Annotated in this window: 21 protein-coding genes; 17 read left to right on the top strand and 4 right to left on the bottom strand. The window is 70.5% G+C overall.

What is annotated here, in order from left to right; translation table 11 throughout:
• Positions 1–5 precede the first annotated feature (5 nt).
• The 5 genes from mreD to OG223_RS18875 all read left to right on the top strand — a co-directional run bounded on the left by mreD (position 6) and on the right by OG223_RS18875 (position 7,868).
• Positions 6–674: a rod shape-determining protein MreD gene (mreD, locus tag OG223_RS18895; protein WP_019063226.1), complete on the top strand. Its 669-nt coding sequence runs from the start codon at positions 6–8 to the stop codon at positions 672–674.
• A 92-nt stretch (positions 675–766) separates the two neighbouring features.
• Positions 767–3,031: a penicillin-binding protein 2 gene (mrdA, locus tag OG223_RS18890; RefSeq protein ID WP_329249728.1), complete on the top strand. Its 2,265-nt coding sequence runs from the start codon at positions 767–769 to the stop codon at positions 3,029–3,031.
• Entirely contained in the window at positions 3,028–4,224 is a 1,197-nt protein-coding gene (gene rodA / locus OG223_RS18885) for a rod shape-determining protein RodA (protein WP_329249726.1), read from the top strand. Before mrdA ends, rodA begins: the two co-directional genes overlap by 4 nt.
• Before the next feature lie 88 nt (positions 4,225–4,312).
• A complete protein-coding gene (locus OG223_RS18880; RefSeq protein WP_329249724.1) occupies positions 4,313–5,821 on the top strand; it encodes a CYTH and CHAD domain-containing protein in 1,509 nt (502 codons plus the stop codon).
• 79 nt (positions 5,822–5,900) lie between these two features.
• Positions 5,901–7,868 (top strand): TIGR03960 family B12-binding radical SAM protein, encoded by a 1,968-nt coding sequence (locus OG223_RS18875; RefSeq protein ID WP_329249723.1) that lies wholly within the window; start codon positions 5,901–5,903, stop codon positions 7,866–7,868.
• Positions 7,869–7,879: 11 nt separating this feature from the next.
• Here OG223_RS18875 and OG223_RS18870 read toward each other — a convergent pair whose 3' ends face one another.
• Both OG223_RS18870 and OG223_RS18865 read right to left on the bottom strand, forming a co-directional pair.
• Positions 7,880–8,572 carry a DUF899 domain-containing protein gene (locus tag OG223_RS18870; protein ID WP_329249722.1) on the bottom strand — a complete coding sequence of 231 codons (693 nt, stop codon included), beginning with the start codon at positions 8,570–8,572 and terminating at the stop codon, positions 7,880–7,882.
• A 152-nt stretch (positions 8,573–8,724) separates the two neighbouring features.
• Positions 8,725–9,510, bottom strand: a complete 786-nt coding sequence (locus OG223_RS18865) for a hypothetical protein (RefSeq protein WP_329249719.1) — start codon at positions 9,508–9,510, stop codon at positions 8,725–8,727.
• A 328-nt stretch (positions 9,511–9,838) separates the two neighbouring features.
• Between OG223_RS18865 and OG223_RS18860 the strand changes: the two genes are divergently transcribed.
• Positions 9,839–10,960, top strand: coding sequence for a glycosyltransferase (locus OG223_RS18860; RefSeq protein ID WP_443073842.1), 1,122 nt, complete (start codon positions 9,839–9,841; stop codon positions 10,958–10,960).
• 19 nt (positions 10,961–10,979) lie between these two features.
• Here the strand turns inward: OG223_RS18860 and OG223_RS18855 are convergent, their stop codons facing one another.
• Complete coding sequence (locus OG223_RS18855) at positions 10,980–11,828, bottom strand: helix-turn-helix domain-containing protein (RefSeq protein ID WP_329249715.1); 849 nt, start codon at positions 11,826–11,828, stop codon at positions 10,980–10,982.
• 157 nt (positions 11,829–11,985) lie between these two features.
• Here OG223_RS18855 and OG223_RS18850 point away from each other — a divergent pair, with 157 nt between their 5' ends.
• On the top strand, positions 11,986–12,738 hold the full coding sequence (locus tag OG223_RS18850; RefSeq protein ID WP_329249713.1) for an SDR family oxidoreductase: 753 nt from the start codon (positions 11,986–11,988) through the stop codon (positions 12,736–12,738).
• A 9-nt stretch (positions 12,739–12,747) separates the two neighbouring features.
• Here the strand turns inward: OG223_RS18850 and OG223_RS18845 are convergent, their stop codons facing one another.
• Positions 12,748–13,293, bottom strand: a complete 546-nt coding sequence (locus OG223_RS18845) for a cysteine hydrolase family protein (RefSeq protein WP_329249710.1) — start codon at positions 13,291–13,293, stop codon at positions 12,748–12,750.
• Positions 13,294–13,402: 109 nt separating this feature from the next.
• Between OG223_RS18845 and OG223_RS18840 the strand changes: the two genes are divergently transcribed.
• The 10 genes from OG223_RS18840 to OG223_RS18795 all read left to right on the top strand — a co-directional run bounded on the left by OG223_RS18840 (position 13,403) and on the right by OG223_RS18795 (position 26,124).
• Positions 13,403–14,035, top strand: a complete 633-nt coding sequence (locus OG223_RS18840; RefSeq protein WP_329249707.1) for a TetR/AcrR family transcriptional regulator — start codon at positions 13,403–13,405, stop codon at positions 14,033–14,035.
• Positions 14,036–14,054: 19 nt separating this feature from the next.
• Complete coding sequence (locus OG223_RS18835) at positions 14,055–14,534, top strand: GNAT family N-acetyltransferase (protein ID WP_329249704.1); 480 nt, start codon at positions 14,055–14,057, stop codon at positions 14,532–14,534.
• Positions 14,535–14,537: 3 nt separating this feature from the next.
• Positions 14,538–15,071 (top strand): GNAT family N-acetyltransferase, encoded by a 534-nt coding sequence (locus OG223_RS18830; protein WP_329249701.1) that lies wholly within the window; start codon positions 14,538–14,540, stop codon positions 15,069–15,071.
• A 15-nt stretch (positions 15,072–15,086) separates the two neighbouring features.
• Positions 15,087–16,199: a hypothetical protein gene (locus OG223_RS18825; protein WP_329265355.1), complete on the top strand. Its 1,113-nt coding sequence runs from the start codon at positions 15,087–15,089 to the stop codon at positions 16,197–16,199.
• A gap of 46 nt (positions 16,200–16,245) precedes the next feature.
• Positions 16,246–17,013 (top strand): TIGR03936 family radical SAM-associated protein, encoded by a 768-nt coding sequence (locus OG223_RS18820; RefSeq protein WP_329249698.1) that lies wholly within the window; start codon positions 16,246–16,248, stop codon positions 17,011–17,013.
• 262 nt (positions 17,014–17,275) lie between these two features.
• Positions 17,276–21,331 carry an Rne/Rng family ribonuclease gene (locus OG223_RS18815; protein WP_329249697.1) on the top strand — a complete coding sequence of 1,352 codons (4,056 nt, stop codon included), beginning with the start codon at positions 17,276–17,278 and terminating at the stop codon, positions 21,329–21,331.
• Positions 21,332–21,561: 230 nt separating this feature from the next.
• Positions 21,562–21,882, top strand: a complete 321-nt coding sequence (gene rplU, locus OG223_RS18810; RefSeq protein ID WP_006374708.1) for a 50S ribosomal protein L21 — start codon at positions 21,562–21,564, stop codon at positions 21,880–21,882.
• Positions 21,883–21,896: 14 nt separating this feature from the next.
• Positions 21,897–22,151, top strand: a complete 255-nt coding sequence (gene rpmA / locus OG223_RS18805; RefSeq protein WP_019063244.1) for a 50S ribosomal protein L27 — start codon at positions 21,897–21,899, stop codon at positions 22,149–22,151.
• Between the two features lie 159 nt (positions 22,152–22,310).
• Positions 22,311–23,747, top strand: coding sequence for a GTPase ObgE (obgE, locus tag OG223_RS18800; RefSeq protein WP_329249695.1), 1,437 nt, complete (start codon positions 22,311–22,313; stop codon positions 23,745–23,747).
• An 826-nt stretch (positions 23,748–24,573) separates the two neighbouring features.
• Positions 24,574–26,124 carry an alkaline phosphatase D family protein gene (locus OG223_RS18795; protein WP_329249693.1) on the top strand — a complete coding sequence of 517 codons (1,551 nt, stop codon included), beginning with the start codon at positions 24,574–24,576 and terminating at the stop codon, positions 26,122–26,124.
• Positions 26,125–26,210: the final 86 nt, after the last annotated feature.

Genomic DNA, 26,210 nt, shown 5'->3' with positions numbered 1-26,210 from the left:
TCCCCATGCGTGTCAACCGGATCCTGCTCTCCGTGCCGCTGGTCGTCGTCGCCCTCGTGATCCAGGTGAGCGTCCTCGCCCGCCTCCACCTCCCGGGCGCCGTCCCCGACCTGCTGCTCCTCACGGTCCTCGGCCTGGCCATGGTCTACGGCCATGTCGCGGGCGCCCTCATCGGCTTCGGCGCGGGCCTCCTCGCCGACCTCGCCCCGCCCGCCGACCACGCGGCCGGCCGCTACGCCCTCGTCCTGTGCGTCATCGGCTACCTCGCGGGCCTGGCGAAACCGGAGAACGGCCGCCTGAAGTCGGCGACCGGCCCGATGGCCGTCGTGGTCGCCGCCGCGATCGGCGCCACCGTCCTGTACGCCGGTGTCGGCGCCCTCGTCGGAGACACCGCCGCCCGCCATGTGGGCCTGGGCAGCCTGCTGTTCACGGCCGCCCTGTACGACCTGCTGCTCGCCCCGTTCGTCGTCCCCGGCGTCATGGCGCTGGCCCGGCGCGCCGACAACGACCCGCTCGCCGAGACCAATGCCGCCAAGTCGGCCGACATCTCCTCGGGTTGGCTCTCGTCCGGCACCGGTCTCAAGATCGGCGGCCAGCGCGGCGGACTGCGGATGAAGACCGCCCGCGCGCGCGTGGCCCGGGCGGGACGTATCAAGGGGGTCAAGAGGCTTTGAACACCGGGGAGTTGGGTCACGGATCCACAGGTCCGTCGTATATGACTCATACACGCATCGTGTACACGCACTGAGAGGGGGAGGCAGCACCAATGACCAACATCCCGGAGACCGGACGGACTCCACGGGTTCAGATCAGGCTCGTCGTCATCCAGATCCTCGTCCTCTCCCTCCTCGGCACCCTCGGCGGGCGCCTCTGGTACCTCCAGATCCGTGAGGGCGCCGCGTACCAGAAGGAAGCGTCCGGCAACCACGTCCAGCAGGTCGTCGAGCCCGCGGTGCGCGGTTCGATACTGGACGCGCGCGGTGTGCCCCTCGCCGACAATGAGACCCGGCTGGTGGTCTCCGCCTCCCGCACCGACCTGCTGAAGCAGGCCGACGACGGCAAGGCCGTCCTCACCAAGCTGGCAGGCGTGCTGGGTCTGAAGCCCGCGGACGTCATCCAGAAGGTCCGGCTGTGCGACGCGAAGACCCCGCAGCCCTGCTGGAACGGCTCGCCGTACCAGCCCATCCCGATCACCGACGAGGCCACCGCCAAGCAGGCCCTCCAGATCCGCGAGCGCGCCGAGGACTTCCCCGGCATCACCGCCGAGCCCGAGGCCGTACGGCGCTACGCGGCCCCCGGCGACGCCAACGCGGCACAGGTGCTGGGCTATCTCTCGCCGGTCACCGACGACGAGATCACCCAGGCCAAGGACTCCGACTCGCCGTATCTGCGCTCCGACCAGGTCGGCCGCTCGGGTCTTGAGCGCGAGTACGACAAGGAACTGCGCGGCAAGGCCGGCGTCACCCGCTACGAGGTCGACAACCTCGGACGCGTGATCGGCAAGGCCGAGTCCGATGCCCCGGAGCCCGGTTCGAACCTCGTCACCAGCATCGACGCCCGCGTGCAGCGCGTCGCCGAGTACCAGCTCGACAAGGCGATGAAGACCGCCCGCCAGCAGTTCGACAAGATCACCGGCGAGAACTACAAGGCCGACTCCGGTGCCGTCGTCGTGATGGAGGCCAAGACCGGCCGGATCGTCGCGATGGCGTCCGCGCCGACGTACGACCCGAACGTCTGGGTCGGCGGCATCTCCGCCAAGGACTACAAGCAGCTCACCGGCAAGAACTCCGACTACCCGCTGCTCAACCGGGCCATACAGGGTCAGTCGGCGCCCGGTTCGACGTTCAAGGTGGTCTCCACGGCCGCCGCGGTCGAGGCCGGCTACGAGTGGGACGGCGGCTACCCCTGCACGAGTTCGTACTCGGTGGGCGGCCAGGTCTTCAAGAACTTCGAGGGCGAGAACTTCGGCCCCATCTCGCTGGGCCGCGCGCTGGAGGTCTCCTGCGACACCGTCTTCTACGGTCTCGCCGACTCCCAGTGGAAGAAGGACGGCGGCATCAACCCGAAGAAGGGTGAGCCCAAGGACTACTTCTACAAGGCGGCCCACCAGTTCGGCCTCGGCAAGACCACCGGCGTGGACCTCCCGAACGAGGTCACCGGCCGGATCCCGGACCGCAAGTGGAAGCAGGAGACCTGGGAGGCCAACAAGGCCTACTGGTGCAAGACCGGCAAGAAGGGCGGCACGTACGTCCAGCAGATCGCGTACGAGAACTGCCTCGAAGGCAACAAGATGCGCGAGGGCGACTCGATCAACTACTCCATCGGCCAGGGCGACACCCTCGTCACGCCGATCCAGGAGGCCATGATCTACGGCGCGCTCGCCAACGGCGGCACCGAGTACGTCCCGACCATCGGCAAGGCGATCGTCAGCGCCGACGGCAAGACCGTCACGGAGATCAAGCCCAAGGTGAAGGCCAAGCTGCCGATCAGCGCGGCCACGCACAAGGGCATCGACAAGGCCCTCGCGGGCGTGGTCACCAGCGGTACCGCCGCCTGGAAGTTCCAGGGCTGGCCGCAGGACAAGATCGAGCTGCACGCCAAGACGGGTACCGCCGAGGTCTACGGCAAGCAGACGACCTCGTGGTTCGCGACGTACACCAAGGACTACACGGTCGTCATGACGATCGCCCAGGCCGGTACGGGTTCGGGCGCCTCCGGTGAGGCCGTGCGCAACATCTACAACGCGATGTACGGCGTCCAGGCCGACGGCTCCGTCGACAAGAAGAAGGCGATGCTGCCCACCCCGCAGACGAGCCTCCCGAAGGTCCGCGCCGACGGCACGATCGCCTCCCCGAAGATCACCGCCGACCCGGCCAAGGAGCTGGAGAAGCAGCAGGAGAAGGCGACCGAGGGCGGGGTCACGGCCGCGGACGACACCCAGCAGCCGGCTGTCGCGCCCTCGCCGTCCACCACCAACAGCAACACCCGCAGGCGCCCGCGCAGAAGGGGAAACCGGAGGATGCTCACATGACCGGCAACACCTTCTCCGTCTCCGGGTACGGGCCCGAGCGGGCCGGCTGGACCCGGGTCTTCGCCCGTGACTCGCTGGCCCGCCGGCTGGACTGGCCGATACTGCTCTCCGCGATCGGCCTGTCCTTGATCGGCTCGCTGCTGGTCTACTCGGCGACCCGCAACCGCACCGAGATCAACCAGGGCGACCAGTACTACTTCCTGATCCGGCACCTGATGAACACCGGCATCGGCATCGCCCTGATGATCGCCGTCGTCTGGGTCGGCCACCGCACCCTGCGCGTCGTCGTCCCCTTCCTGTACGGCGCCTCGGTGTTCGGCATCCTGCTGGTGCTCACCCCGCTCGGCTCCACGGTCAACGGCGCGCACTCCTGGATCGTGCTCGGCGGCGGCTTCTCGCTCCAGCCCTCGGAGTTCGTGAAGATCACGATCATCCTGGGCATGGCGATGGTGCTGGCGGCGCGGGTCGACGCGGGCGACAAGCCCTACCCCGACCACCGCACGGTCCTCCAGGCCCTGGGCCTGGCCTCGGTCCCGATGATGATCGTCATGCTGATGCCCGACCTCGGCTCGGTCATGGTCATGGTCATCATCGTGCTCGGCGTGCTGCTGGCCTCCGGCGCCTCCAACCGCTGGATCTTCGGCCTGCTCGGCGCGGGCACCCTGGGCGCGATCGCGGTCTGGCAGCTCCACATCCTGGACGAGTACCAGATCGCCCGCTTCGCCGCCTTCGCCAACCCGAGCCTCGACCCGGCCGGCGTCGGCTACAACACCAACCAGGCCCGCATCGCGATCGGCTCCGGCGGCCTCACCGGCGAGGGCCTGTTCCACGGCTCGCAGACCACAGGCCAGTTCGTCCCCGAACAGCAGACAGACTTCGTCTTCACGGTCGCGGGCGAGGAGCTGGGCTTCGTCGGCGCGGGCCTGATCCTCGTCCTCCTGGGCGTGGTCCTGTGGCGCGCCTGCCGCATCGCCCGCGACTCGACCGAGCTCTACGGCACGATCGTCGCCGCCGGAATCGTCGCCTGGTTCGCCTTCCAGGCCTTCGAGAACGTCGGCATGACCCTCGGCATCATGCCGGTCACCGGTCTGCCACTGCCCTTTGTGTCGTACGGAGGCACGTCGATGTTCGCGGTGTGGGTGGCGGTGGGGCTGTTGCAGTCGATCCGGGTGCAGAGGCCCATGTCCGCCTAGTGGTCACCCGCGGATCCGCTCGGGTTTCCCGGCGGTTCATCCGGGACTCCCCCTGCCGTCCCGGCTCGTCAGGAACTAGATTCGGTTCATGGCGGACACACAGCGCGAGATCGAGCGTAAGTACGAGTCCGACGAGAGCGGCCTTCCCGACCTGACCGGCGTCGCCGGCGTCGAGGCCGTCATCGACAAGGGCGTCGCGCACCTGGACGCCGTGTACTACGACACGGCCGACGAGCGCCTGGCCGCCGCCTCACTGACCCTGCGCCGCCGCACCGGCGGTTCCGACGCGGGTTGGCACCTGAAGGTGCCGGTCGCGCCCGGGGTCCGCGACGAGATCCGGGAACCGCTCTCCGACACCGTGCCGCGCACCCTGGCAGGCCTGGTCCGCGCCCGGGTGCGCGAGGCCGAGTTGCTGCCCGTCGTCCGGCTGCGCTCCGACCGTGACATACGGCACCTCGTGGGCGCGGACGGTGCGCTGCTCGCCGAGGTCAGCGTGGACGCCGTGCGCGCGGAGCGCCTCACCGACGGCGGCGGCACCGCCCAGTGGACCGAGATCGAGGTCGAGCTCGCCGACGGCGGCGACCCGGTCTTCCTCGACAAGGTGGAGAAACGGTTGCGCAAGGCGGGCGTACGGCCGTCGTCGTCCACGTCGAAGCTGGCCAGAGCCCTCTCGGAGACCGCTCCGAAAAAGCAGAAGCGCAAGGCGACCCCGGCCCCCGAGGAACCCCGGACCGCCGGCGACCACGTCCTCGCCTACGCCCGCGCCCAGCGCGACGCGATCCTCGAACTCGACCCGGCCGTACGGCAGGACGCGTACGACTCCGTGCACCGCATGCGGGTCGCCACCCGCCGGCTGCGCGGCACGTTCCGCTCGTACGGCAAGGTGCTCGACCGTACGGTCACCGACCCGATCGGCGAGGAACTGAAGTGGCTGGCAGGCGAGTTGGGCGTGGACCGCGACCGCGAGGTGCTGACCGAACGCCTGACGACGGTCCTCGCCGAACTGCCCCGCACGCTCGTCTCCGGCCCGATCCGCACGCGTATGCGCACCTGGGCCAACGCCCGCCGGGGCGGCTCGCGCCGTCGGCTGATCGGCGTCCTGGACTCCAAGCGCTACCTCGCGCTCCTCGACACCCTCGACGCGCTGGTCGCCGAGCCGCCTCTCCTGAAGGACGCGGCCGGCACACCGGAGAAGGTGATCGCCAAGGCCGTACGCAAGGACTTCGGGAAGGTTTCCGCGCTCGTGGCGGAGGCGATCGGGGCGCCGCCCGGCGCGGACCGTGATCTCGCGCTGCACGAGGCCCGCAAGAAGGCCAAGCGCACCCGGTACGCGGCGGAGGCGGCGACTCCGTCCCTCGGTGCCCCGGCCCGCGCGCTGGCCAAGTCCATGAAGTCGCTGACCAGCCTGCTCGGCGAGCACCAGGACAGCGTGATGGTCCGGCTGACCCTGCGGGAGCTGTCCGCGGTGGCGCACGCGGCGGGGGAGAGCTCGTTCACGTACGGGGTGCTGTACGGCCGGGAGGAGCAGCGGGCGGCCGGGGTGGAGGCGGCGTTGCCGGGGGCGTGGGAGGAGATCGGGTCCGGGGAGCCGGTCTGAGCCGTACGGGGGACGTCCGGGATCGCGTTAGTCTGGATGGTCACCCGTCCGTTCAGTACCGCTCACGAAGGTTCGCGAGATGCCTGCCGAAGTCGCTGCGGCCGCAGAGTCCGTGTTTCCGCAGCTCGAAGCCCTGCTCCCGCAGGTGCAGAAGCCGATCCAGTACGTCGGTGGAGAGCTCAACTCCACGGTCAAGCCGTGGGAGTCCTGCGATGTCCGCTGGGCGCTGATGTACCCGGACGCGTACGAGGTCGGTCTGCCCAACCAGGGCGTCATGATCCTCTACGAGGTGCTGAACGAGCAGGAGGGCGTCCTCGCCGAGCGCACGTACAGCGTGTGGCCGGACCTTGAGGCGCTGATGCGCGAGCACCGCGTCCCGCAGTTCACGGTCGACAGCCACCGCCCGGTGGGCGCCTTCGACGTGTTCGGCCTGTCCTTCTCCACCGAACTCGGCTACACGAACATGCTCACGGCCCTGGACCTGGCGGGCATCCCGCTGGAGTCGAAGGACCGGACGCTCGACGACCCGATCGTGCTGGCGGGCGGCCACGCGGCCTTCAACCCCGAGCCGATCGCCGACTTCATCGACGCGGCGATCATCGGCGACGGTGAGCAGGCCGTCCTCGACATGACGAAGATCGTCCGCAACTGGAAGGCGGAGGGCCGCCCCGGCGGCCGCGAGGAGGTCCTCTTCCGCCTGGCGAAGACGGGTTCGGTCTACGTCCCGGCCTTCTACGACGTCGAGTACCTGCCGGACGCCCGGATCGCGCGGGTGGTCCCCAACAAGTCGGGTGTCCCGTGGCGGGTGAGCAAGCACACCGTCATGGACCTCGACGAGTGGCCGTACCCGAAGCAGCCGCTGGTCCCGCTCGCCGAGACGGTCCATGAGCGCATGTCGGTGGAGATCTTCCGCGGCTGCACGCGCGGCTGCCGTTTCTGCCAGGCGGGCATGATCACGCGCCCGGTGCGGGAGCGGTCGATCACGGGCATCGGCGAGATGGTCGAGAAGGGCCTGAAGGCGACGGGCTTCGAGGAGGTCGGCCTGCTCTCGCTCTCCTCGGCGGACCACTCGGAGATCGGCGAGATCGCGAAGGGCCTGGCGGACCGGTACACGGAGGACAAGGTCGGCCTGTCCCTCCCGTCGACCCGCGTCGACGCGTTCAACGTCGACCTGGCGAACGAACTGACCCGCAACGGCCGCCGCTCCGGCCTCACCTTCGCGCCGGAGGGCGGCTCGGAGCGCCTGCGCAAGGTCATCAACAAGATGGTGTCGGAGGAAGACCTCATCCGGACGGTCTCGACGGCGTACGGCAACGGCTGGCGCCAGGTGAAGCTGTACTTCATGTGCGGCCTGCCGACGGAGACCGACGAGGACGTCCTCCAGATCGCCGACATGGCGATGAAGGTGATCGCCGAGGGCCGCAAGGTCTCCGGCCAGAACGACATCCGCTGCACGGTCTCGATCGGCGGCTTCGTCCCCAAGCCCCACACCCCCTTCCAGTGGGCCCCGCAGCTCTCGGCGACGGAGACGGACGCCCGCCTCACCAAACTCCGCGACAAGATCCGCGGCGACAAGAAGTACGGCCGCTCGATCGGCTTCCGCTACCACGACGGCAAGCCGGGCATCGTCGAGGGCCTGCTGTCCCGGGGCGACCGCCGGATCGGCGCGGTCATCCGCGCGGTCTACGAGGACGGCGGCCGCTTCGACGGCTGGCGCGAGCACTTCTCCTACGACCGCTGGATGCGCTGCGCGGAGAAGACGCTGCCCGCGTTCGGCGTCGACGTCGACTGGTACACGACCCGCGAGAAGACGTACGAGGAGGTCCTGCCCTGGGACCACCTGGACTCGGGCCTCGACAAGGACTGGCTCTGGGAGGACTGGCAGGACGCCCTCGACGAGACGGAGGTCGAGGACTGCCGGTGGACGCCGTGCTTCGACTGCGGGGTGTGCCCGCAGATGGACACGTCCATCCAGATCGGCCCGACTGGGAAGAAACTGCTGCCGCTGACGGTGAAGCAGCCTGCGGGGAATGGGCACGCGCACTGAGGGAGTGCTGCTCAGCTGATGGAATCCGGGCCGTAGAGCGCGGCGATGTCCTTGGATCCTGACCACCGGCTGTAGGTGGGCGATTGGGGCCAGGTCTCGGGGGAGTCCTGCCATTCCTCCTGGCGGCCGTACGGCAGGAGGTCGATCAGGGCGAAGGTGTGGCTGAGCTGCTCGGTGCCTCGGCCGGTGGTGTGCCAGGTGCGGTAGACGGTGTCGCCGTCGCGCAGGAACACGTTGACCGCGAATCCTCCGTCGGGGGGTGCGCCGACATCGGCGCCGAAGGAGCTGCTCGCGGTCGAGTACCACGGCATGCGGTTGCCGACCCGCTGCTTGTAGGCGAGCGCCTCCGCGATGGGGCCCTGGGTGACGATGACGAACCGGGCGTCGTAGTTGTCCAGGAACTCCAGGCGGGTGTACTGCGAGGTGAAGCCGGTGCAGCCCGGGCACTGCCATTCCTTGCCCGCGAACCACATGTGGTTGTAGATGATCAGTTGCCGCTTGCCTTCGAAGACGTCCGCCAGCCGGACCGGGCCCTCCTCGCCATCGAGGGTGTAGTCGGGCATCTCGACCATCGGCAGGCGACGACGCTCGGCGGCGATGGCGTCGAGCTCCCGGGTCGCGGCTTTCTCGCGGGCGCGAAGGGCTTCGAGCCGGTGCTCCCATGTGGCGGTGTCTACGACGGGGGGTAGGGCGTCGGCGGTCACGGTCCCTCACAGAGTTCGTGTGTGGCTGTCCCTTGTCCGGAGGTGGACCTCGCCAGGCTTCGGAACTCATCGGTCGGCCCTGAAGTCGTTCGTTTACGTGCCTGGCCCGGCCGCGTCCTCCGACGCGGCCGGGCCCAGCGCGTGCTGAACGGTCAGTTGTTGCTGTTTCCCGGTTCGGGTGAGTTCAGCGGGTTCCACGGGCCGGGGCAGCTCAGGCTGGCCAGGGTGTTCGCGGAGTGGCTCTCCGTGCAGATCGTCTCGAAGACCAGACCGGTGGTCGTGATGACGTCGTACTTGATGCCTGCCAGATCCTGGTTGCCCTGGCTGTGCTCGTTGACGGAGACACCGCAGGCGAAGCCGTTGGTGCCGCCGTTCGGATAGCCCGTCAGGGTGCTGAGGTCGGTCCACCTCATGGTGTGGTTCCTGTTGGGGCGGACGTCACGGATGCCCGCGTAGGTGATGGTCCCGCTCACCGCGCCACGGACCTCGTACTCCTGCTGGTCCTGGAACCCGTCGATGTCGGCGCAGGGTCCGGTGGCACCCTTCGGCCCGGCGGGTCCAGCCGGTCCAGCCGGGCCAGCGGGTCCAGCCGGTCCAGCCGGTCCGGCGGGGCCAGCGGGTCCAGCCGGTCCGGCGGGGCCTTGGTCGCCCTTCGGTCCGGCGGGGCCCTTGGGGCCGGTGGGGCCGGTCGGTCCCTTGCAGTGGCCCTTGCCGCCGGCCTCGGTCGCCCCGGACTTGTGGTGGTGCGGCTTGCAGTCGCCGCCGCCACCGTTGCCGGCTGTCGCCTTGGTCTGTCCGGTCATGCTCTGCGCCGCCGCGGTGGCCGGACTGGTCGCCCCGGCCGCCAGGACCAGCGCGAGCGAGGCCACCATGCCCGCCTTCCTGAACCTGTTCCGGACCAGCGGTCCGAGTGGTGATGTGCGGAACTCAGGACTCATCCACATGCTCCTTGCTCGACCGGTTCGGGTGATGTCCCGAATCCGAGTGCGAGCTTGACCTGAGTGGCTCGGGCGGGAGACCTAACCGGCCTGAACGCGCCCATTTATCATCGTATCGGACCAATCCGCGCGTTCTGATGGGGCATTTTTTGCCTGTGGTCACCCGTCCGGGCTCAGCCGCCGCTGTTCGGGGGCTCTCGGGCACGGTCCTCCGCGTGGATGGACGGTCGTGGAGCGGGCGCGTGCCACTGTGGCGCGCGTGTTTCCGACGGGACGTCAGCAGTCCGGGACGGGTGAGGCCGTGAAGCAGCAGACCCTCTGCCTGTGCATGATCGTCAAGAACGAGTCGCTCGTGATCGAGCGCTGTCTGGAGGCCGTCCGCCCTCTCATCGACTACTGGGTGATCTCCGACACCGGCTCCACGGACGGTACGCAGGACCTGATCCGCAAGGTGCTGGACGGTGTTCCGGGCGAACTCCACGAGGAACCCTGGGTCGACTTCGGGCACAACCGCACCCGGAACATCCGGCTCGCCCGCGGCAGGGCCGACTACCTGCTCACCCTCGACGCCGACCACGTCCTGCGGCAGGACGCCCCGCTGCCGCGGCTGACAGCGGGCTCGTACATGCTGCGCTACGACGGCCCCGGCACCCAGCACCGCTTCAAGCACCTGATGCGGGGCGACTGGCTGTGGCGCTACGAGGGTGTCACGCACGAGTACCCGTGCACCGACGAGCCCGACGCCCAGGAGAACCTGGGTGCCCTCGTCATCGAGGACCGGGCCGACGGCGGGTGCCGCGGCGACAAGTTCGAGCGGGACGCGCGTCTGCTGCGGCGCGAGCTGGACCGCGACCCCGACAATCCGCGCACCGTCTTCTATCTGGCCAACACCGAACGCGACCTGGGGCACGCGGAGGAGGCGATCGCTCTCTACGAGCGTCGCGCCCGGATGGGCGGCTGGGGCGAGGAGGTCTACTGCTCGCTCCTGGAGGCCGGAGTCCTGCGGGCGGAGCGGACCGACGACTGGCCGGGGGCGATGGACGCGTTCTCCCGGGCCTGGGACGGACGCCCTCAACGCCTGGAAGCCTGCTACGAGTTGGCGTCCCGGCTGCGGCTCGCGGGCCGCTACCGCACCGCGTACGCCCTGCTCCGTGACGTCGTCGAAAGGCCGGAACCGGACGATCTGCTCTTCACCCAGCCCTGGGTGTACCGATGGGGGCTCCTCTTCGAGTTCTCGATCACCTCCTACTGGGTGGGTGAGCTCGCGGCCTCCGTCGAGGCGTGCGACAGGTTGCTGGCCCTGCCGGACCTGCCCGCCTCCGTCCGCCGCCAGACGCTGGCCAACCGGGAGTTCTGCGCTCCGCACCTCGCCACGGTCCCCGGACCGTCCGGCGGGCGCAGGCCGAAGGCCTCCCGGGCGGGGAAGGCGGCCAGGGGGAGGAAGAAGTAGGCGTCCTCGGTCCGCCCGTTCAGCGCTTCGTCGCGTGCAGGGAGCCCAGTTGTGCCAAGGCCTCCGCGTCCTCCGTGTCCGGCTCGGCCGTGCCGACCAGGAGCTGCTGGCCGGGGGCGCTCTGCACGTCGAAGGTCTGGTACGTGAGCGTGATCCGGCCCGCGTCCGGGTGGTTGAAGGTCTTGGACCGGCGGCCGGGGCGGCTGACGCTGTGGTCCTGCCACAGCGTGGCGAACTCCTCGCTGCCGCCGAGGAGTTCGGCGATCAGGGAGCCCAGCTCGCGGTCGTCCCGGTCGTGCCCCGTCGCGAGCCGCAATGCCTCGGCCGAGCAGCGGGCGACGTGGTGCCAGTCGGCGAAGAGGTCCTTGGCGGCCGGGTCCAGGAAGAGCGAGCGGACCATGCGCCTACGGTCGCCGAGGGGAGCGAGGAGTGCGTCGGCCAGCGCGTTCGACGCCAGGACCTCCAGGCGCCGGTTGATGACGTACGCCGCCGCCGTCGGGAACGCGTGCATCAACTGGAGCAGCGCCGGGTCGACTTCGTCGGACGGCTCGGCGGGGACGGGCCTCGGGACCAGGCCGGCCAGCCGGTACGCGTGCCAGCGGGCGTCCGTGTCGAGGCGCAGGGCGCGGGCGATGGCGTCGACCACCTGGCCGGAGGGGCTGCGTTCGCGGCCCTGTTCCAGCCGGGCGTAGTAGTCGGCGCTGACCCCGGCCAGCACGGCGACCTCCTCCCGCCGCAGCCCGGTCACCCGGCGCGCCCCGGAACGGGGAAAACCCACCTCGGCGGGCGTCAGCCGGGAACGCCGCGCACGAAGGAAATCGCCGAGCGGGTAGCCGTTCGTGCCGTCCGTGCCGCGCATGCCGTCCATTCCAAAAGCCTACGGCGCCCTCGCTGCCCACCTCCTCGCTTCCTAGGTGTGGCGCACCCAGGAAGCCTCGTCCTGCCTCATCGGGCCGGTTCCGCCGATGCTCGGAAGGCGCGGTGGAGCACCGCCGCGCGGACCAGGTTTCACCGAAGGGCTCCCCATGACCGCCACCACCGTCCACTCCACCTCCCGTGCCGCCAAGGTCGTCCTGGTCACCGGTGCCGGCAGCGGCATCGGCGAGGCCACCGCCCGGCTGCTCGCCGCGGCGGGTCACCAGGTGTTTCTCGGCGCCCGGCGCACCGACCGCGTCGCCGCCGTGGCGAAGGACATCCAGGCGGCCGGGGGCACGGCCGGCCACCGCGAGCTGGACGTGACCAGCCTGGAGAGCGTGCGGGCCTTCGTCCGGGCCGCGCAGGAGTCGTACGGACGGGTCGACGTGCTCGTCAACAACGCGGGCGTGATGCCCCTCTCGATGCTGGAGGCGCTGAAGGTCGACGAGTGGAACCGCATGATCGACGTGAACATCCGGGGCGTGCTGCACGGCATCGCCGCGGTGCTGCCCGTCATGCGCGAGCAGGGCGCGGGCCACATCGTGAACGTCGCCTCCGTCGCCGGGCACCGCGTCGATCCCACCGCGGCCGTCTACTGCGCCACCAAGTTCGCTGTCCGCGCCATCTCCGAAGGACTGCGGCAGGAGAGCCGAGACCTGCGCGTCACCGTGGTCAGCCCCGGCCTCACCCGTAGTGAACTGACCGACGGCATCAGCGACTTGGGCATGCGCGCGGTCGCCGAGGACATGATGGGCATCGCGATCCCCGCGACGGCGATCGGCGAGGCGATCGTCTACGCCGTCAACCAGCCCGCGGACGTCGACGTCAACGAGATCGTCATCAGGCCCACCGCGCAGGGCTGAAGTCCCGGCTCAGGGCGTCCAGTCCGCGACCGTCGTCACCTCGGCCTGCATCGGGAACACCTTCTCGGTGAGGACGCGGTGGACCTCCGGGTCGTTGTCGACGCAGCCGTCGGACAGGACGGTGAGGGTGAAGTCCAGGTCGGCGGCCTGCCGGAGGGTGGACAGGACGACTCCGCTGGTGGCGATGCCCGTCAGGACCAGGTGGTCGATGTCGTTCGCCCGCAGGACCATGTCGAGGTCGCTGCCGGCGAACGCGCTGACGCGGCGCTTGGTGACCTGGATGTCGCCGGGGGCGGGGGCCACGTCCGGGTGGATCTCGTTGGCCTGGGCGGCGGCGGCCGGCAGGGTGACACCCGCGAGCCTCCCGAACAGCTTGTTGCGGGGGCTGATCTCGGGGGCGCCGGGGCGGAATCCGACGGCCACGTAGATCACGTGGACGCCGTTCGCGCGCGCCGTGTCGATCGCCTCGCGCAGGCGCGGCAGATAGGCCGGGTCGGGGTAACGGTCCACGATCACGCGCTGGACGTCCATGACGAGGAGGGCCTGGTTGGACACCGCTGTCCCTTCATAGGGGCTAAGTCATCAGGTGATTACTTGCTTAACGTAACCATGCCCTGTAGGCATGTCAACGAGTGATTACTTGGGCTTGGGCAGGAGGTCGCCGGTGGTGACGGGTGAGGGCAGTGAGACGGGTGAGGCCGACGGGCCCCGTCGGCGGGACGCGGCGGCGACCCGGCAGGCGCTGCTCGAGGCCGCCAGCAGCCGGTTCACCCGACTCGGGTACGACCGCACGACCTTGCGGGACGTCGCCGCCGACGTCGGGGTCAACCTGGCTCTCATCAAGCGGTACTTCGACTCGAAGGAGGGGCTGTTCAAGGCGGCCCTGGCCTCGACTCCCCGCTTCCTGGGCCGGGATGAGGAATTCCCCTCGGACCGGGCCGGCCTCGCCGAGGCGCTCAGCCACCAACTGTCCGCCGGTGCCTGGCCGGAGTTCGGCGAACACCCCGTACTGATGCTGCTGCGCGGCTCCGGCGACGAGCGCGTGGACGCCCTGCGCCGCAAGGCGTTGGACGAGTACAGCCGCCAGATCCTCGAGGCGTCCGGCGAGGGCCCGGCGGGGGAGGACGACGAACGGCTGCTGCGGGCGGAACTGCTCGTCGCGCTCGGCGTCGGCGTCGCCGTCGTACGGTCCGCCGTAGGTCTGCGTCCCCTGCGCGACGCGACCGCCGCCCAACTGGCCGCGCCTCTGCGGGAGATCGTCGACGCGCTGCTGGCGCCCCCTGCCGACGGCCGCTGAACTGCCGCACAATGCACGGGTGGACAACATCACGATCCGCCCTGCGGAACCCGCCGAGCTGGGCGTCGTCGCCGGACTGCGCTGGCGGTGGATCCTGGAGAACGGCGACCAACCCGTCACCACCCGCGAGGAGTTCGTCCGGCACTTCGTCAACTGGGCGGCGGAGAACACGGGTTCACACCGCTGCATGGTCGTCGTACGGGACGGCGTGCTCATCGGGATGGCGTGGCCGGCCGTGGTCCAGCGGGTGCCGACTCCGCGTGCCCTGCGGCGGGCCGGCGGCGATCTGCAGTGCGTGTACGTGATCCCCGGCGAGCGGGACAGCGGTGTCGGCGGACAACTGGTGGAAGCGGTGCTGGCCCGCGCCCAGGACCTCGGGCTCGAACGCGTCACCGTCCACTCCTCCCCCCGGGCGATCCCCGCCTACGCCCGCCGCGGCTTCGCCTCCTCGCCCCGGCTCCTGCACGCCCGCGTCGCCCGCGGCGACCCCTACCCTTGACCGATGCCTGAACTGATCCTGCCCGACGCCCGGTTCCGGGTCTCGTTCCTGGACGCCGTGCACGAGCACATCGTCGAGGACGACTTCTTCGGCGGCACCCTCGCGCGCGAACTGCGGGAACACGGCAGCACCTGGCGGCAGCCGGCCGGGTTCGCGCGGTACGTCGAGGCGGTGCGCGAGGAGGAGTCGGAGGCGGGTCACCGGCCCGAGGGATTCGTGCCGAACACCTGGTACTGGTACGTCGACGGCGACACCTACCTCGGCCGGATACAGCTACGGCACCGGCTCACCCCGTACCTCCGCGACTACGGCGGCCACATCGGCTACGGCATCCGGCCCGCCCATCGTCGCCGGGGGCACGCGACCGCGATGCTCCGCGACGTCCTGCCGTACGCCCGCGCGCTCGGCCTGGATCCGGTGCTCGTGACCTGTGACACCACCAACATCGCCTCCCGCAAGGTGATCGAGGCCGGTGGCGGGGAGTTCGAGGACGAGCGGGACGGGAAGTTGCGGTACTGGATCCGGACGGGGAGCTGAGGCGTCTTGCCCGGTATGGACGCCCCCAGGAAATTCGAGAAGCCGCCCGCCGCGCGGCCGTCGCCGCAGCCGCCCGAGGGATGTCTCGCCGTCGCGATCCGCGTGCCGGTGCGGATCGTCGTGCTCGTACTGGTCGTGCCGGTGCGCCTGGTGTGGGACGCGCTGGTGGCCGGCGGACGGTTCCTGTACCGGACCGTGCTGCGGCCGGTGGCACGCGCGGTGTTCGTGTGGCCGTGGGTGGTGCTGTGGCGATACGTCGTCGTGCCGCTCGCCAAGGCGCTCGGATGGCTCGCCAACCTTCTTGTCCTGGTGCCGCTCGTCCGGCTGTACCGGTACGTGCTCACCCCGCTCGGGCACGCCCTCACCTGGGTCGCCCGGCAGATCGGGAGCGGGCTGGCATGGGTCTACGCGCGCGTGCTCACTCCCGTCGGGCACGCGTGCGCGTGGGTGGTGAACGGGCTGGCCGCCGGTGTGGCCTGGGTCGTCAACGGGGTGGCCGCGGGCGTGGCCTGGCTCGGGCGGTATCTGCTCGTCGTGCCCGCCGGGTGGCTGTACACCTGGATCCTCACGCCGGTCGGGCACGCGTTCGCCTGGTGCGGGCGGGGAGTGTTGTGGCTGGTGAGGGCCGTCGGCACGGGAGTGGGCGTCGTCCTGTACTGGGCGGCCCGGATTCTGCTCGTGCTGCCCGCGATCGGACTGTGGCGCTGGGTGCTGACACCGGTCGGGCGGGTGCTCGCCGTCGTCGGGCGGGAGGTGTGGGACGCCCTCGGGCATGCCTGGCGGATCGCGGGGCACATCTCGCGCGCCGTGGGGCGGGTGCTGGGGACCCTCTTCCGGTGGATCTTCGTGGAGCCGGTGACCTGGGTGTACCGGACCGTTCTCACCCCGGTCGGACACCTCGTACGGGACCTGGTGCTGCGGCCCGCCGCCGAGGCCGCGCGCGCTGTGGGACGGGTCACCCGGCAGGTGCTGGGCGCCGTGCGCGAGTCCGCCCGGCAGGCGCGTGCCGACTTCCGGCGGATGGTCTTCGGCGAGCCGCGACAACCGGAGCCGGTGGAGCGACGGGAACCGATGGCCGACGACACACGTACTCTTGGCAGAAGTACGACCGTTCTCACGAAGGACTAGGACACTGGGCAAGCGACAGCCCGAAGGCCCGCCGCCCGCACCCGCGGTGCAGCGCATCCGACTGCGCTACACCAAGCGCGGCCGCCTCCGGTTCACCAGCCACCGTGACTTCCAGCGCGCCTTCGAGCGTGCGCTGCGCCGCGCCGAGGTGCCGATGGCGTACTCGGCCGGGTTCACGCCGCATCCGAAGGTGTCGTACGCCAATGCCGCACCCACCGGCACGGGCAGTGAGGCGGAATACCTGGAGATCGCGCTCACCGCCGAGCGCGACCCCGGCCAACTGCGCGAGCTGCTCGACGAGTCGATGCCCGTCGGGCTCGACATCGTCGACGCGGTCGAGGCCCGGACCTCCGGGCTCGCCGACCGGCTCACGGCTTCCGTGTGGGAGCTGCGGCTGGACGGGGTGGCGCCCGAGGACGCCGAGCGCGCGGTGGCCGCGTTCAACGCGGCCGAGAGCGTAGAGGTCCAGCGCATGGCCAAGAACGGCATGCGCACCTTCGACGCCCGCTCCGCGGTAGCCCATCTCGAGACGATCAGTCCACAGGCTGATAGGCCTACCGACCAGGCCTGTGCGATACTGCGGCTGGTTGTTCGGCACGTGACGCCTGCCGTTCGACCCGACGACGTCCTGTCCGGTCTTCGCGCCGTGGCCGACCTGGCGCCGCCGGTCGCCGCAGCGGTGACCAGGCTGGCGCAGGGGCTGTTCGATGAAGAGACCGGCACGGTGACCGACCCGCTCGCGCCCGACCGCGAGGCAGCAGTGACCGGGAATGCCACGGTCGCCGAAGCTGCCGCCGCGAAGGCGCCGGCGTAGGGAAGGTTCCGCGTAGGACGGACGTCGTAGCGTCGCCCTCGGACTCGGGAGCCACCTGGGTCGGGCAGCGCACCGACCACAAGACTTTCGCCAGGCCGTCCGCAAATGGGCGTACGGAACCGGCGAGACAGGACACAGAGAGCTCCCGTGCGGCGCCCGCGCCCCGGACGGCGGCACCGCGCAACGCGCGAGCCGCGGACGTCACCGGCATTCATGCCGGACCAGGCGCGGCGCCCGGGAGCCTGACGGGAGAAACGCCCGCATGCTCGAACCGACCGAACCCGCAGAGGGTTCCGAACCGAACACCCCGAGCGACACGCTGCCGCCGCGCCGCAGGCGCCGCGCCGCGTCTCGCCCAGCGGGACCGCCGACCGCCGCCGAGGGCGCGGTCGAGAACGGCGCTCCGGCCATACCGGCCGAGGTGAGCGACGAGAAGAACGACGAGGTGGCGGCCATCGAGGCGCCCGCTGTCGTAGAGACGCCTGTCGTGGAAGAGGCCGTGGCCGAAGAGGCCGCGCCTGCCGGGCGTACGCGTCGGCGTGCCACTCGGCGGGTGTCCGCGCCCGCCGGTGCGCCTGAGGCGAGTGAGGTGCCCGAGGCGGCCGAGATCGTGGTGCCGGCCGTTGCCGCCGCCGCGCCTGCCGCCGTCGAGGAGGCCGCGCCGCCCGTCGAGTCCGACGAGGATGCCGCTCCGCGGCGTAGCCGCCGTCGGGCCACGCGCCGGGTGACCGCGCCCGAGACCGTCGAGGCGGAGGTGCCTGAAGCGACCGAGGCGGCTGTTGTCGCCGAGGCGCCCGCCGTCGTAGAGGCGCCTGTTGTGGAAGAGGCCGTGGCTGAAGAGGCCGCGCCTGCCGGGCGTACGCGTCGGCGTGCCACTCGGCGGGTGTCCGCGCCTGCCGCTGCGCCTGAGGCGAGTGATGTGCCTGAGAACGCCGAGAGTGTTGAAGCCACCTCGGTGACCGAAGAAGTGACCGAAGGTTCCGCGGCCGCGGTGTCCGATGAGGATGCCGCTCCGCGTCGGAGCCGTCGTCGCGCCACGCGCCGTGTGTCCGCGCCTGCCGGGACGCCCGTGGGCGAGGAGGCCCCTGTGAACGACGAGACCCCCGCGGACACCGCGGAGACGAACACCCCTGCTGAGACTCCCGCCGAGGACTCCGGGCCGCGGCGTCGGCGTCGGGCCGTACGGACCGCCGCCGGAGGGTTCTCCGCGCCCGCGCCCAAGAACGGGACCGCTGCCGAGGACGAGGACGGACCGCGTCGGCCGAGGCGGCCCGCGGTGGCCGTGTTCCAGGCGCCCGTCTTCACCGAGCCGATGTTCCAGACGCCGGAGCGCGCCGCCGCGGCCGCTGCCGCCGAGGCCGTGGAGGACGACGAGGAAGAGATCGTCGTCGTGGCGGAGCCCGTCGTCGTGGAGGCTGTCGAGGAGGAGACCGGCGGACGTCGTCGGCGTCGGCGCCGGGGTGCCGCCTTCGAGGCGGAGCCCGAGGCTCCGGCCGTCGTGGAGGCCGTCGTCGTCGAGGAGGAGCCCGAAGAGGCCGAGGAGGCCGAGGACTCCGCCGACGGTGACGAGGCCGAGGAGACCGGTTCGCGCCGCCGCCGTCGTCGTGGAGGCCGTCGCCGTCGCCGTGGCGAGTCCGCCACCGGTGAGGACGAGGGCGAGGACGGCGAGGAGTACGCCGCCGAGCAGGCCGCGCAGGCCGATCAGGATGCGGCGGACACCGCCGAGCAGATCGAGGAGGACGCCGAGGACGCGGACGAGGACCAGGGCGGTTCCGGGTCGAGCAGCAGCCGTCGCCGGCGCCGTCGGCGTCGTCGCGCCGGTGACTCGGGCGGCGAGAGCGAGACGCCCTCGTCGTCGGACGACCCCGAGCGCACCGTCGTCAAGGTCCGCGAGCCGCGCGCCAAGAAGGACGAGCACCCGAGCGACGAGGTGCAGTCCATCAAGGGCTCGACGCGTCTCGAGGCCAAGAAGCAGCGTCGTCGCGAAGGCCGCGAGCAGGGGCGTCGGCGCGTCCCGATCATCACCGAGGCCGAGTTCCTGGCCCGCCGCGAGGCCGTCGAGCGTGTGATGGTCGTCCGGCAGAGCGGTGAGCGCACGCAGATCGGCGTCCTGGAGGACGGCGTGCTCGTCGAGCACTACGTCAACAAGGAGCAGTCGACCTCGTACGTCGGCAACGTCTACCTGGGCAAGGTCCAGAACGTGCTGCCCTCCATGGAGGCCGCGTTCATCGACATCGGCAAGGGGCGCAACGCCGTCCTGTACGCCGGTGAGGTCAACTTCGAGGCGCTCGGCATGGCCAACGGGCCGCGCCGCATCGAGAGCGCGCTCAAGTCCGGCCAGTCCGTCCTCGTACAGGTCACCAAGGACCCGATCGGGCACAAGGGCGCTCGGCTGACCAGCCAGGTCTCGCTGCCGGGGCGTTACCTCGTGTACGTCCCCGAGGGTTCGATGACCGGCATCAGCCGCAAACTGCCCGACACCGAGCGGGCCCGGCTGAAGACCATCCTCAAGAAGATCGTCCCCGAGGACGCGGGCGTCATCGTGCGCACCGCCGCCGAGGGCGCGAGCGAGGACGAGCTGAGCCGTGACGTCGAGCGGCTGCAGGCCCAGTGGGAGGACATCCAGAAGAAGTCGAAGGGCGGCGGCGGTTCGAACGCCCCGTCCCTGCTGTACGGCGAGCCGGACATGACCGTCCGCGTCGTGCGCGACATCTTCAACGAGGACTTCACCAAGGTCATCGTCAGCGGTGACGAGGCGTGGGACACCATCCACGGCTACGTCTCGCACGTCGCCCCCGACCTCGCCGACCGGCTGTCCCGGTGGACCTCCGAGGTCGACGTCTTCGCGACGTACCGCATCGACGAGCAGTTGATGAAGGCGCTGGACCGCAAGGTCTGGCTGCCGAGCGGCGGTTCGCTGGTCATCGACAAGACCGAAGCGATGATCGTGATCGACGTCAACACCGGCAAGTTCACCGGTCAGGGCGGCAACCTCGAAGAGACCGTGACCAGGAACAACCTGGAGGCGGCCGAGGAGATCGTGCGCCAGCTCCGGCTGCGCGACCTGGGCGGCATCGTCGTCATCGACTTCATCGACATGGTCCTGGAGTCCAACCGGGACCTCGTCCTGCGGCGGCTCCTGGAGTGCCTGGGACGCGACCGTACGAAGCACCAGGTCGCCGAGGTCACCTCGCTGGGCCTGGTCCAGATGACCCGTAAGCGCGTTGGACAGGGTCTGCTGGAGTCCTTCTCCGAGACCTGCGTCCACTGCAACGGCCGTGGCGTGATCGTGCACATGGAGCAGCCGACCTCGGTCGGTGGCGGCGGCAAGCGCAAGCGGCGCGGGCGTGGTGGTGACGGGAGCGGGCAGGACGCCCACGACACGCACGAGCACGACCACGAGTCCGACGAGGTCGAGACCGAGGCGGAGGTGGCGGCCGAGGTCGCCATGCCGGTGCCGTTCGCCGAGACCGAGTTCAGGCCCGACGAGGACCTGTACAGCAGCGCCGCCGAGGCGGAGGCCGCGGCCACCCGTGGCGGGCGTTCGCGGCGCCGGACGAGCCGGCGGGCGTCGGCTCCGGCCGGTGCGCCGAGGGCGGAGTCCCGTGAGTCGCGGCAGCCGCGTGAGGTCCACGAGGTGCGCGAGGAGGCCGAGCCGGCGTCCGCCGCGCAGGCCGCCCCCGCCGCCGTGGAGGACCCGGTCGTCGAGGCGCCCGCGGTCGAGGAGACCCAGGCCCCCGTGGTCGAGGTCGAGGCCCCGGCCGTCGACGACGCCGCGCCCAAGGGGCGTACGCGCCGTCGTGCGACTCGCAAGGCGACCGCGCCCGCCGGGTCTCCGGCGGGGTCCGAGGAGGCCGCCGTCGTGACGGTCACCGAGGCCGCCGCACCGGTCGTCGTCGAGGCACCCGCCCCGGCCGCCGAGGTCGAGCAGCCCGAGGCGCCCGCCGAGAGCGCGGCTCCGGCCCGCCCGCGGCGTCGTGCCGTGCGCAAGGCCACCGCGCCCACCGCGTCCGAGGAGGCGGCCGTCACGGTCGTACCGTCGGCCGTGGTGGAGGAAGCGCCGGCCGCCGAGGTCGCGGCTGCGGCCGAGGTCGAGGCTGACGCGCCGGTGAAGAAGACGGCCGCTCGCAAGGCCGCCAAGAAGGCCCCGGCGAAGAAGGCGGTCGCCAAGAAGGCGGCGGCCACCAAGACCGCGGCCAAGAAGACGGCCGCCAAGAAGACGACGGCCAAGAAGGCCGCCAAGACCACGTCGAAGAAGACCGCGGCGGCGGAGCAGACGAGCCCGTCCTCCGTCACCGCCTCCACCGACGAGGGCTGAACCCCGGGCGGGTGCGGCCGGTCCATGTGACCGGCCGCACTCCCCACCGGGCCCGGTTTGACCCGTTCGGCTGCGGGCCCGTAACCTTGACTGTCGGCGTGTCCACTGGTGACACGCCACATCCCCGTAAACCTCTTCCTCCCGGGTGTGTTCCGCCGGGAGAGGCCGTCTGCTCTGCAGGGCGGCTGGACTGCGGGGGTGCCGTCCCTGAGCTAGAGAGTGAGATCAGCGTGTACGCCATCGTGCGCAGCGGTGGTCGCCAGCACAAGGTTGCTGTCGGCGACATCGTTGAGGTTGACAAGATTTCCACTGCCAAGGTTGGCGACACGGTCGAGCTCTCGACCCTGCTCGTTGTCGACGGCGACGCTGTGACCAGCGACCCGTGGGTGCTGGCCGGCATCAAGGTCCAGGCCGAGATCGTGGACCACCACAAGGGCGTCAAGATCGACATCCTTCGGTACAAGAACAAGACCGGTTACCGCCGTCGTCAGGGCCACCGCCAGCAGTACACGGCGATCAAGGTCACTGAGATCCCCGCGGCTGCGAAGTAAGGGACTGAGGAGAGATGGCACACAAGAAGGGCGCATCGTCCACCCGGAACGGTCGCGACTCCAATGCCCAGCGGCTCGGCGTGAAGCGCTTCGGCGGTCAGGTCGTCAACGCTGGTGAGATCCTGGTCCGCCAGCGCGGCACCCACTTCCACCCCGGTTCGGGCGTCGGCCGTGGCGGCGACGACACGCTGTTCGCGCTGAACGCCGGTGCGGTGGAGTTCGGTACGCACCGTGGCCGCAAGGTCGTGAACATCGTTCCGGTCGCCTGAAACATCAGGTAGCTGATTCAGGCAACTGATCGGAAGCTTTCGCGAGGCGGACCTCACTTCCCTTCCGGGAAGCGGGTCCGCCTTTCGCGTGTTTCTACTGAAGAGCAGCAGCTAGCTGTACCCACAAGACTTTGTTGTACGTAACTGGAGGCACATCCCATGACCACCTTCGTGGACCGCGTCGAGCTGCATGTCGCCGCGGGTAACGGAGGCCACGGCTGTGCCTCCGTCCACCGTGAGAAGTTCAAGCCGCTCGGCGGCCCGGACGGCGGCAACGGCGGAAGGGGTGGGGATGTCATCCTCATCGTCGACCAGTCCGTGACCACGCTGCTCGACTACCACCACTCCCCGCACCGCAAGGCCACCAACGGCAAGCCCGGTGAGGGCGGCAACCGCTCCGGCAAGGACGGCACGGACCTGATCCTGCCGGTGCCGGACGGCACGGTCGTGCTCGACGGCGCGGGCAACGTGATCGCCGACCTCGTCGGCCAGGGCACCTCGTACATCGCCGCGCAGGGCGGCCGGGGCGGCCTCGGCAACGCGGCGCTGTCCTCGGCCCGCCGCAAGGCCCCCGGTTTCGCGCTCCTCGGCGTCCCCGGCGACCTCCAGGACATCGTCCTGGAGCTGAAGACGGTCGCCGACGTGGCCCTGGTCGGCTACCCGAGCGCCGGCAAGTCCTCGCTGATCTCGGTGCTGAGCGCGGCCAAGCCGAAGATCGCCGACTACCCCTTCACCACCCTGGTCCCGAACCTGGGTGTGGTGACGGCCGGCGAGACGGTCTACACGATCGCGGACGTCCCCGGTCTCATCCCCGGCGCCAGCCAGGGCAAGGGCCTCGGCCTGGAGTTCCTGCGCCACGTCGAGCGGTGCAGCGTGCTCGTGCACATCCTGGACACCGCGACGCTGGAGTCCGAGCGCGACCCGATCTCCGACCTCGACATGATCGAGGAGGAGCTGAAGCAGTACGGCGGCCTCGACCGGCGTCCGCGGATGGTCGTCCTGAACAAGATCGACGTACCGGACGGCAAGGATCTCGCCGAGATGGTGCGCCCCGACCTGGAGGCGCGCGGCTACCGCGTCTTCGAGGTGTCGGCCGTCGCCCACACGGGACTGCGTGAACTGTCCTTCGCCATCGCGGAGTTCGTCGCCGAGTCGCGTGCCGCGAAGCCGAAGGAGGAGGCGACCCGGATCGTCATCCGCCCGAAGGCGGTCGACGACAGCGGCTTCACCGTCGTACAGGAGGAGGACGGCCTCTTCCGCGTGCGCGGCGAGAAGCCCGAACGCTGGGTCCGCCAGACCGACTTCAGCAACGACGAGGCCGTCGGCTACCTCGCCGACCGGCTCAACCGCCTCGGCGTGGAGGACTCGCTGATGAAGGCGGGCGCCCGCTCCGGCGACGGCGTCGCGATCGGCCCCGAGGACAACGCGGTCGTCTTCGACTGGGAGCCGACGGTGATGGCCGGTGCGGAGATGCTGGGCCGCCGTGGCGAGGACCACCGGCTCGACGAGCCGCGGCCCGCGACACAGCGCCGCCGCGACAAGCAGGCCGAACGGGACGACGCGACACGGGAGTTCGACGACTTCAAGCCCTTCTGAGGAAGGGGCGCGGTGGGGTTCCGGGGGACTGGAGCTGCTGTGCGGTGACTGTCCGGTGGGCGGGATGTTTCCCGGCTCGGTGAGGTGACTGCCGGTCGGGCGTGGCATGCGGTCGTCCCGCGTGGTGGTCGTGCGTTGGGTGCGGTGACCGTGCGTCTGGTGTGGTGGCCGGTGGTTGGCCGTGGCGACTGTTTGTGTCGGCGCGCTGGCTGTCCGGCTTGGTGAGGTGACTGCCGGTCGGGTGTGGCCTCTGGTCGTCCGGCGGGGTGGTCGCATGTTGGGTGCGGTGGCCGTGCGTCCAGTGCGGCGGCCGGTCGTTGGCCGTGGCGACTGGTTGCCCGGCCCGATGGCTGTCCCGCTCGGCGAGGTGACTGCCCGTCGGGTGCGGTGACCAGCCGACCGGCGGGATGGTCACTTGCCTGGCGCTCTGCCGGCGGGACGGTCACCTGCCCGGCGAGGTGCTGGCGGGATGGTCACCTGCCCGGCGCGCTGCCCGCGTGGCCGGTGCCTGTCCGGCGCCGTGGCCGTCCGCCTCGGCGGGCTGATCGTCCGTCAGGCGTGCCGGTCGTCCGGGCCGGTGTGACGACAACTCGCCCGCCCCACGCCCCCCGACGCGTCTCCCGCCCCACCCCCGATCGCCCGTCCGACGTGAAGATCATTCACCGGCGTGACCAAACTGGCTGAGACCCGTTGCTCTCGAAGTAACGGGTCTCTTGCTGTGCGCTCATTTGTCATGGACGCGATACTTACTGTTCAACAGGCGGGACTCCGCGCACTGTGAGGCTTCCAAGTGACCCAAGAGGCCAACGTCGCAAGGGAGTTCACGATGACCGGAGCCGTATCACCCGATCGACGACGTTTTCTCGCGGCCGGCGCGGCGGTGCTCGGGGCCGCGGCCTCCGCGCAGTTGTGGCTGCCGACCTCCGCCCGGGCTGCCGAAACTCCGCTGCCCGACGGTGTGTTCAGCCTCGGCATCGCCTCCGGCGACCCGCTGCCCGACGGCATCGTGCTGTGGACGCGGCTCGCCCCGGACCCGCTGCACGGTGGCGGGATGCCCGACCAGGTGGTCCCCGTGGAGTGGGAGATCGCCGAGGACGCGCGGTTCAGAAAGCACGTGCGCCGGGGAGTCGCGCCCGCCCGGCCCGAGTATGGGCACAGCGTTCACGTGGATGTACGCGGGCTGCGCCCGGGCCGTGACTACTGGTACCGCTTCCGCACCGGCGGGCAGCTCTCCGCCACCGGCCGCACCCGCACCGCGCCGCACGCGAACAGCTCCGGCGGCCGGCTCCGCGTCGCGCTCGCCTCCTGCCAGAACTGGCAGAACGGCTACTTCACGCCGTACGCCGACATGCTGGCCCAGGACCCCGACTTCGTGCTCTTCGTCGGCGACTACATCTACGAGTCGACGCCGTCGAACGCGGGGCCGCGCCGGCACGAGGGGACCGGGGAGCCGTACAGCCTGGTGCAGTACCGCAACCGGTACGCGCAGTACCGCAGCGACCCGGATCTCGCGGCGATGCACGCCAACGCCCCCTGGGTGGTGACCTTCGACGACCACGAGGTCGACAACGACTGGGCGGGGGAGATCCCGCAGGACCCCGCCCAGCAGTCGCACGACGCGTTCGTGGCGCGGCTGACGGCGGCCTTCCAGGCGTACTACGAGCACATGCCGGTGCGCGCGACCGCCGTCCCGAACGGGCCGCACATCCAGATGTACCGGCGGCTGGAGTTCGGCCGCCTGATGCGGCTCAACGTGCTCGACACCCGGCAGTTCCGCAGCGACCAGGCGACCACGCAGGCCGGCGCCGAGGACCCGGCGACGACCATGATGGGCGCCGAGCAGAAGGCATGGCTGCTGAAGGGGCTGCGCCACTCGCCCGCCCGCTGGAACGTCATCGCCTCGCAGATCATGATGGCCGAGACGGACACCCTGCTCGGCGCGGGCAAGCAGTGGTTCTACGACGCCTGGGACGGCTACCAGGCCGAACGCAACGCCCTGCTGGAGGACTTCAAGAGCGTCCGCAACCCCGTGGTGCTCAGCGGCGACCGGCACCTCACGATGATCAGCGACCTCAAGGAGGACTTCGCCGATCCGGACTCCGACGTCGTCGGCGCCGAGTTCGTGGGGACGTCCATCTCCAGCAACGGCGACCAGGACCAGGCCGCCTTCCACGCCCAGTGGGACCCGCTGATGGCCGACAACCCGCACTGGAAGGTGATCGACGCGCACCGCGGCTACCACCTCTTCGACATCCGCAAGGACGGCATCGACGCGAAGGTGAGAGTCGTGGACACCGTGCTGAAGCCCGCGGCCGTGCCCAGTACTTACGCCTCGCTCCGCGTGCAGGCGGGCGATCCCGGCGTCCGCGTCGTATAGGCGACTGTGAACCCTGTGTGACCGGAGCCTGGGACTCATCTGTGTCCCAGGCTCTTCTCAGGTCCGACTCAGGAACAACTCTTACC

The organism is Streptomyces sp. NBC_01478 (genome assembly GCF_036227225.1).
Taxonomy (GTDB): domain Bacteria; phylum Actinomycetota; class Actinomycetes; order Streptomycetales; family Streptomycetaceae; genus Streptomyces.
This window is presented reverse-complemented; position numbering and strand designations above follow the sequence as displayed.

Coding starts and splice junctions, on each gene's coding strand:
- OG223_RS18880 (WP_329249724.1), top strand. CDS start 4,313: ATGGCGGACACACAGCGCGAGATCGAGCGTAAGTACGAGTCCGACGAG.
- obgE (WP_329249695.1), top strand. CDS start 22,311: ATGACCACCTTCGTGGACCGCGTCGAGCTGCATGTCGCCGCGGGTAAC.
- OG223_RS18865 (WP_329249719.1), bottom strand. CDS start 9,510: ATGAGTCCTGAGTTCCGCACATCACCACTCGGACCGCTGGTCCGGAAC.
- OG223_RS18830 (WP_329249701.1), top strand. CDS start 14,538: ATGCCTGAACTGATCCTGCCCGACGCCCGGTTCCGGGTCTCGTTCCTG.
- OG223_RS18850 (WP_329249713.1), top strand. CDS start 11,986: ATGACCGCCACCACCGTCCACTCCACCTCCCGTGCCGCCAAGGTCGTC.
- OG223_RS18825 (WP_329265355.1), top strand. CDS start 15,087: ATGGACGCCCCCAGGAAATTCGAGAAGCCGCCCGCCGCGCGGCCGTCG.
- mreD (WP_019063226.1), top strand. CDS start 6: ATGCGTGTCAACCGGATCCTGCTCTCCGTGCCGCTGGTCGTCGTCGCC.
- rpmA (WP_019063244.1), top strand. CDS start 21,897: ATGGCACACAAGAAGGGCGCATCGTCCACCCGGAACGGTCGCGACTCC.
- rodA (WP_329249726.1), top strand. CDS start 3,028: ATGACCGGCAACACCTTCTCCGTCTCCGGGTACGGGCCCGAGCGGGCC.
- OG223_RS18795 (WP_329249693.1), top strand. CDS start 24,574: ATGACCGGAGCCGTATCACCCGATCGACGACGTTTTCTCGCGGCCGGC.
- OG223_RS18860 (WP_443073842.1), top strand. CDS start 9,839: ATGATCGTCAAGAACGAGTCGCTCGTGATCGAGCGCTGTCTGGAGGCC.
- OG223_RS18875 (WP_329249723.1), top strand. CDS start 5,901: ATGCCTGCCGAAGTCGCTGCGGCCGCAGAGTCCGTGTTTCCGCAGCTC.
- OG223_RS18815 (WP_329249697.1), top strand. CDS start 17,276: ATGCTCGAACCGACCGAACCCGCAGAGGGTTCCGAACCGAACACCCCG.
- mrdA (WP_329249728.1), top strand. CDS start 767: ATGACCAACATCCCGGAGACCGGACGGACTCCACGGGTTCAGATCAGG.
- OG223_RS18855 (WP_329249715.1), bottom strand. CDS start 11,828: ATGGACGGCATGCGCGGCACGGACGGCACGAACGGCTACCCGCTCGGC.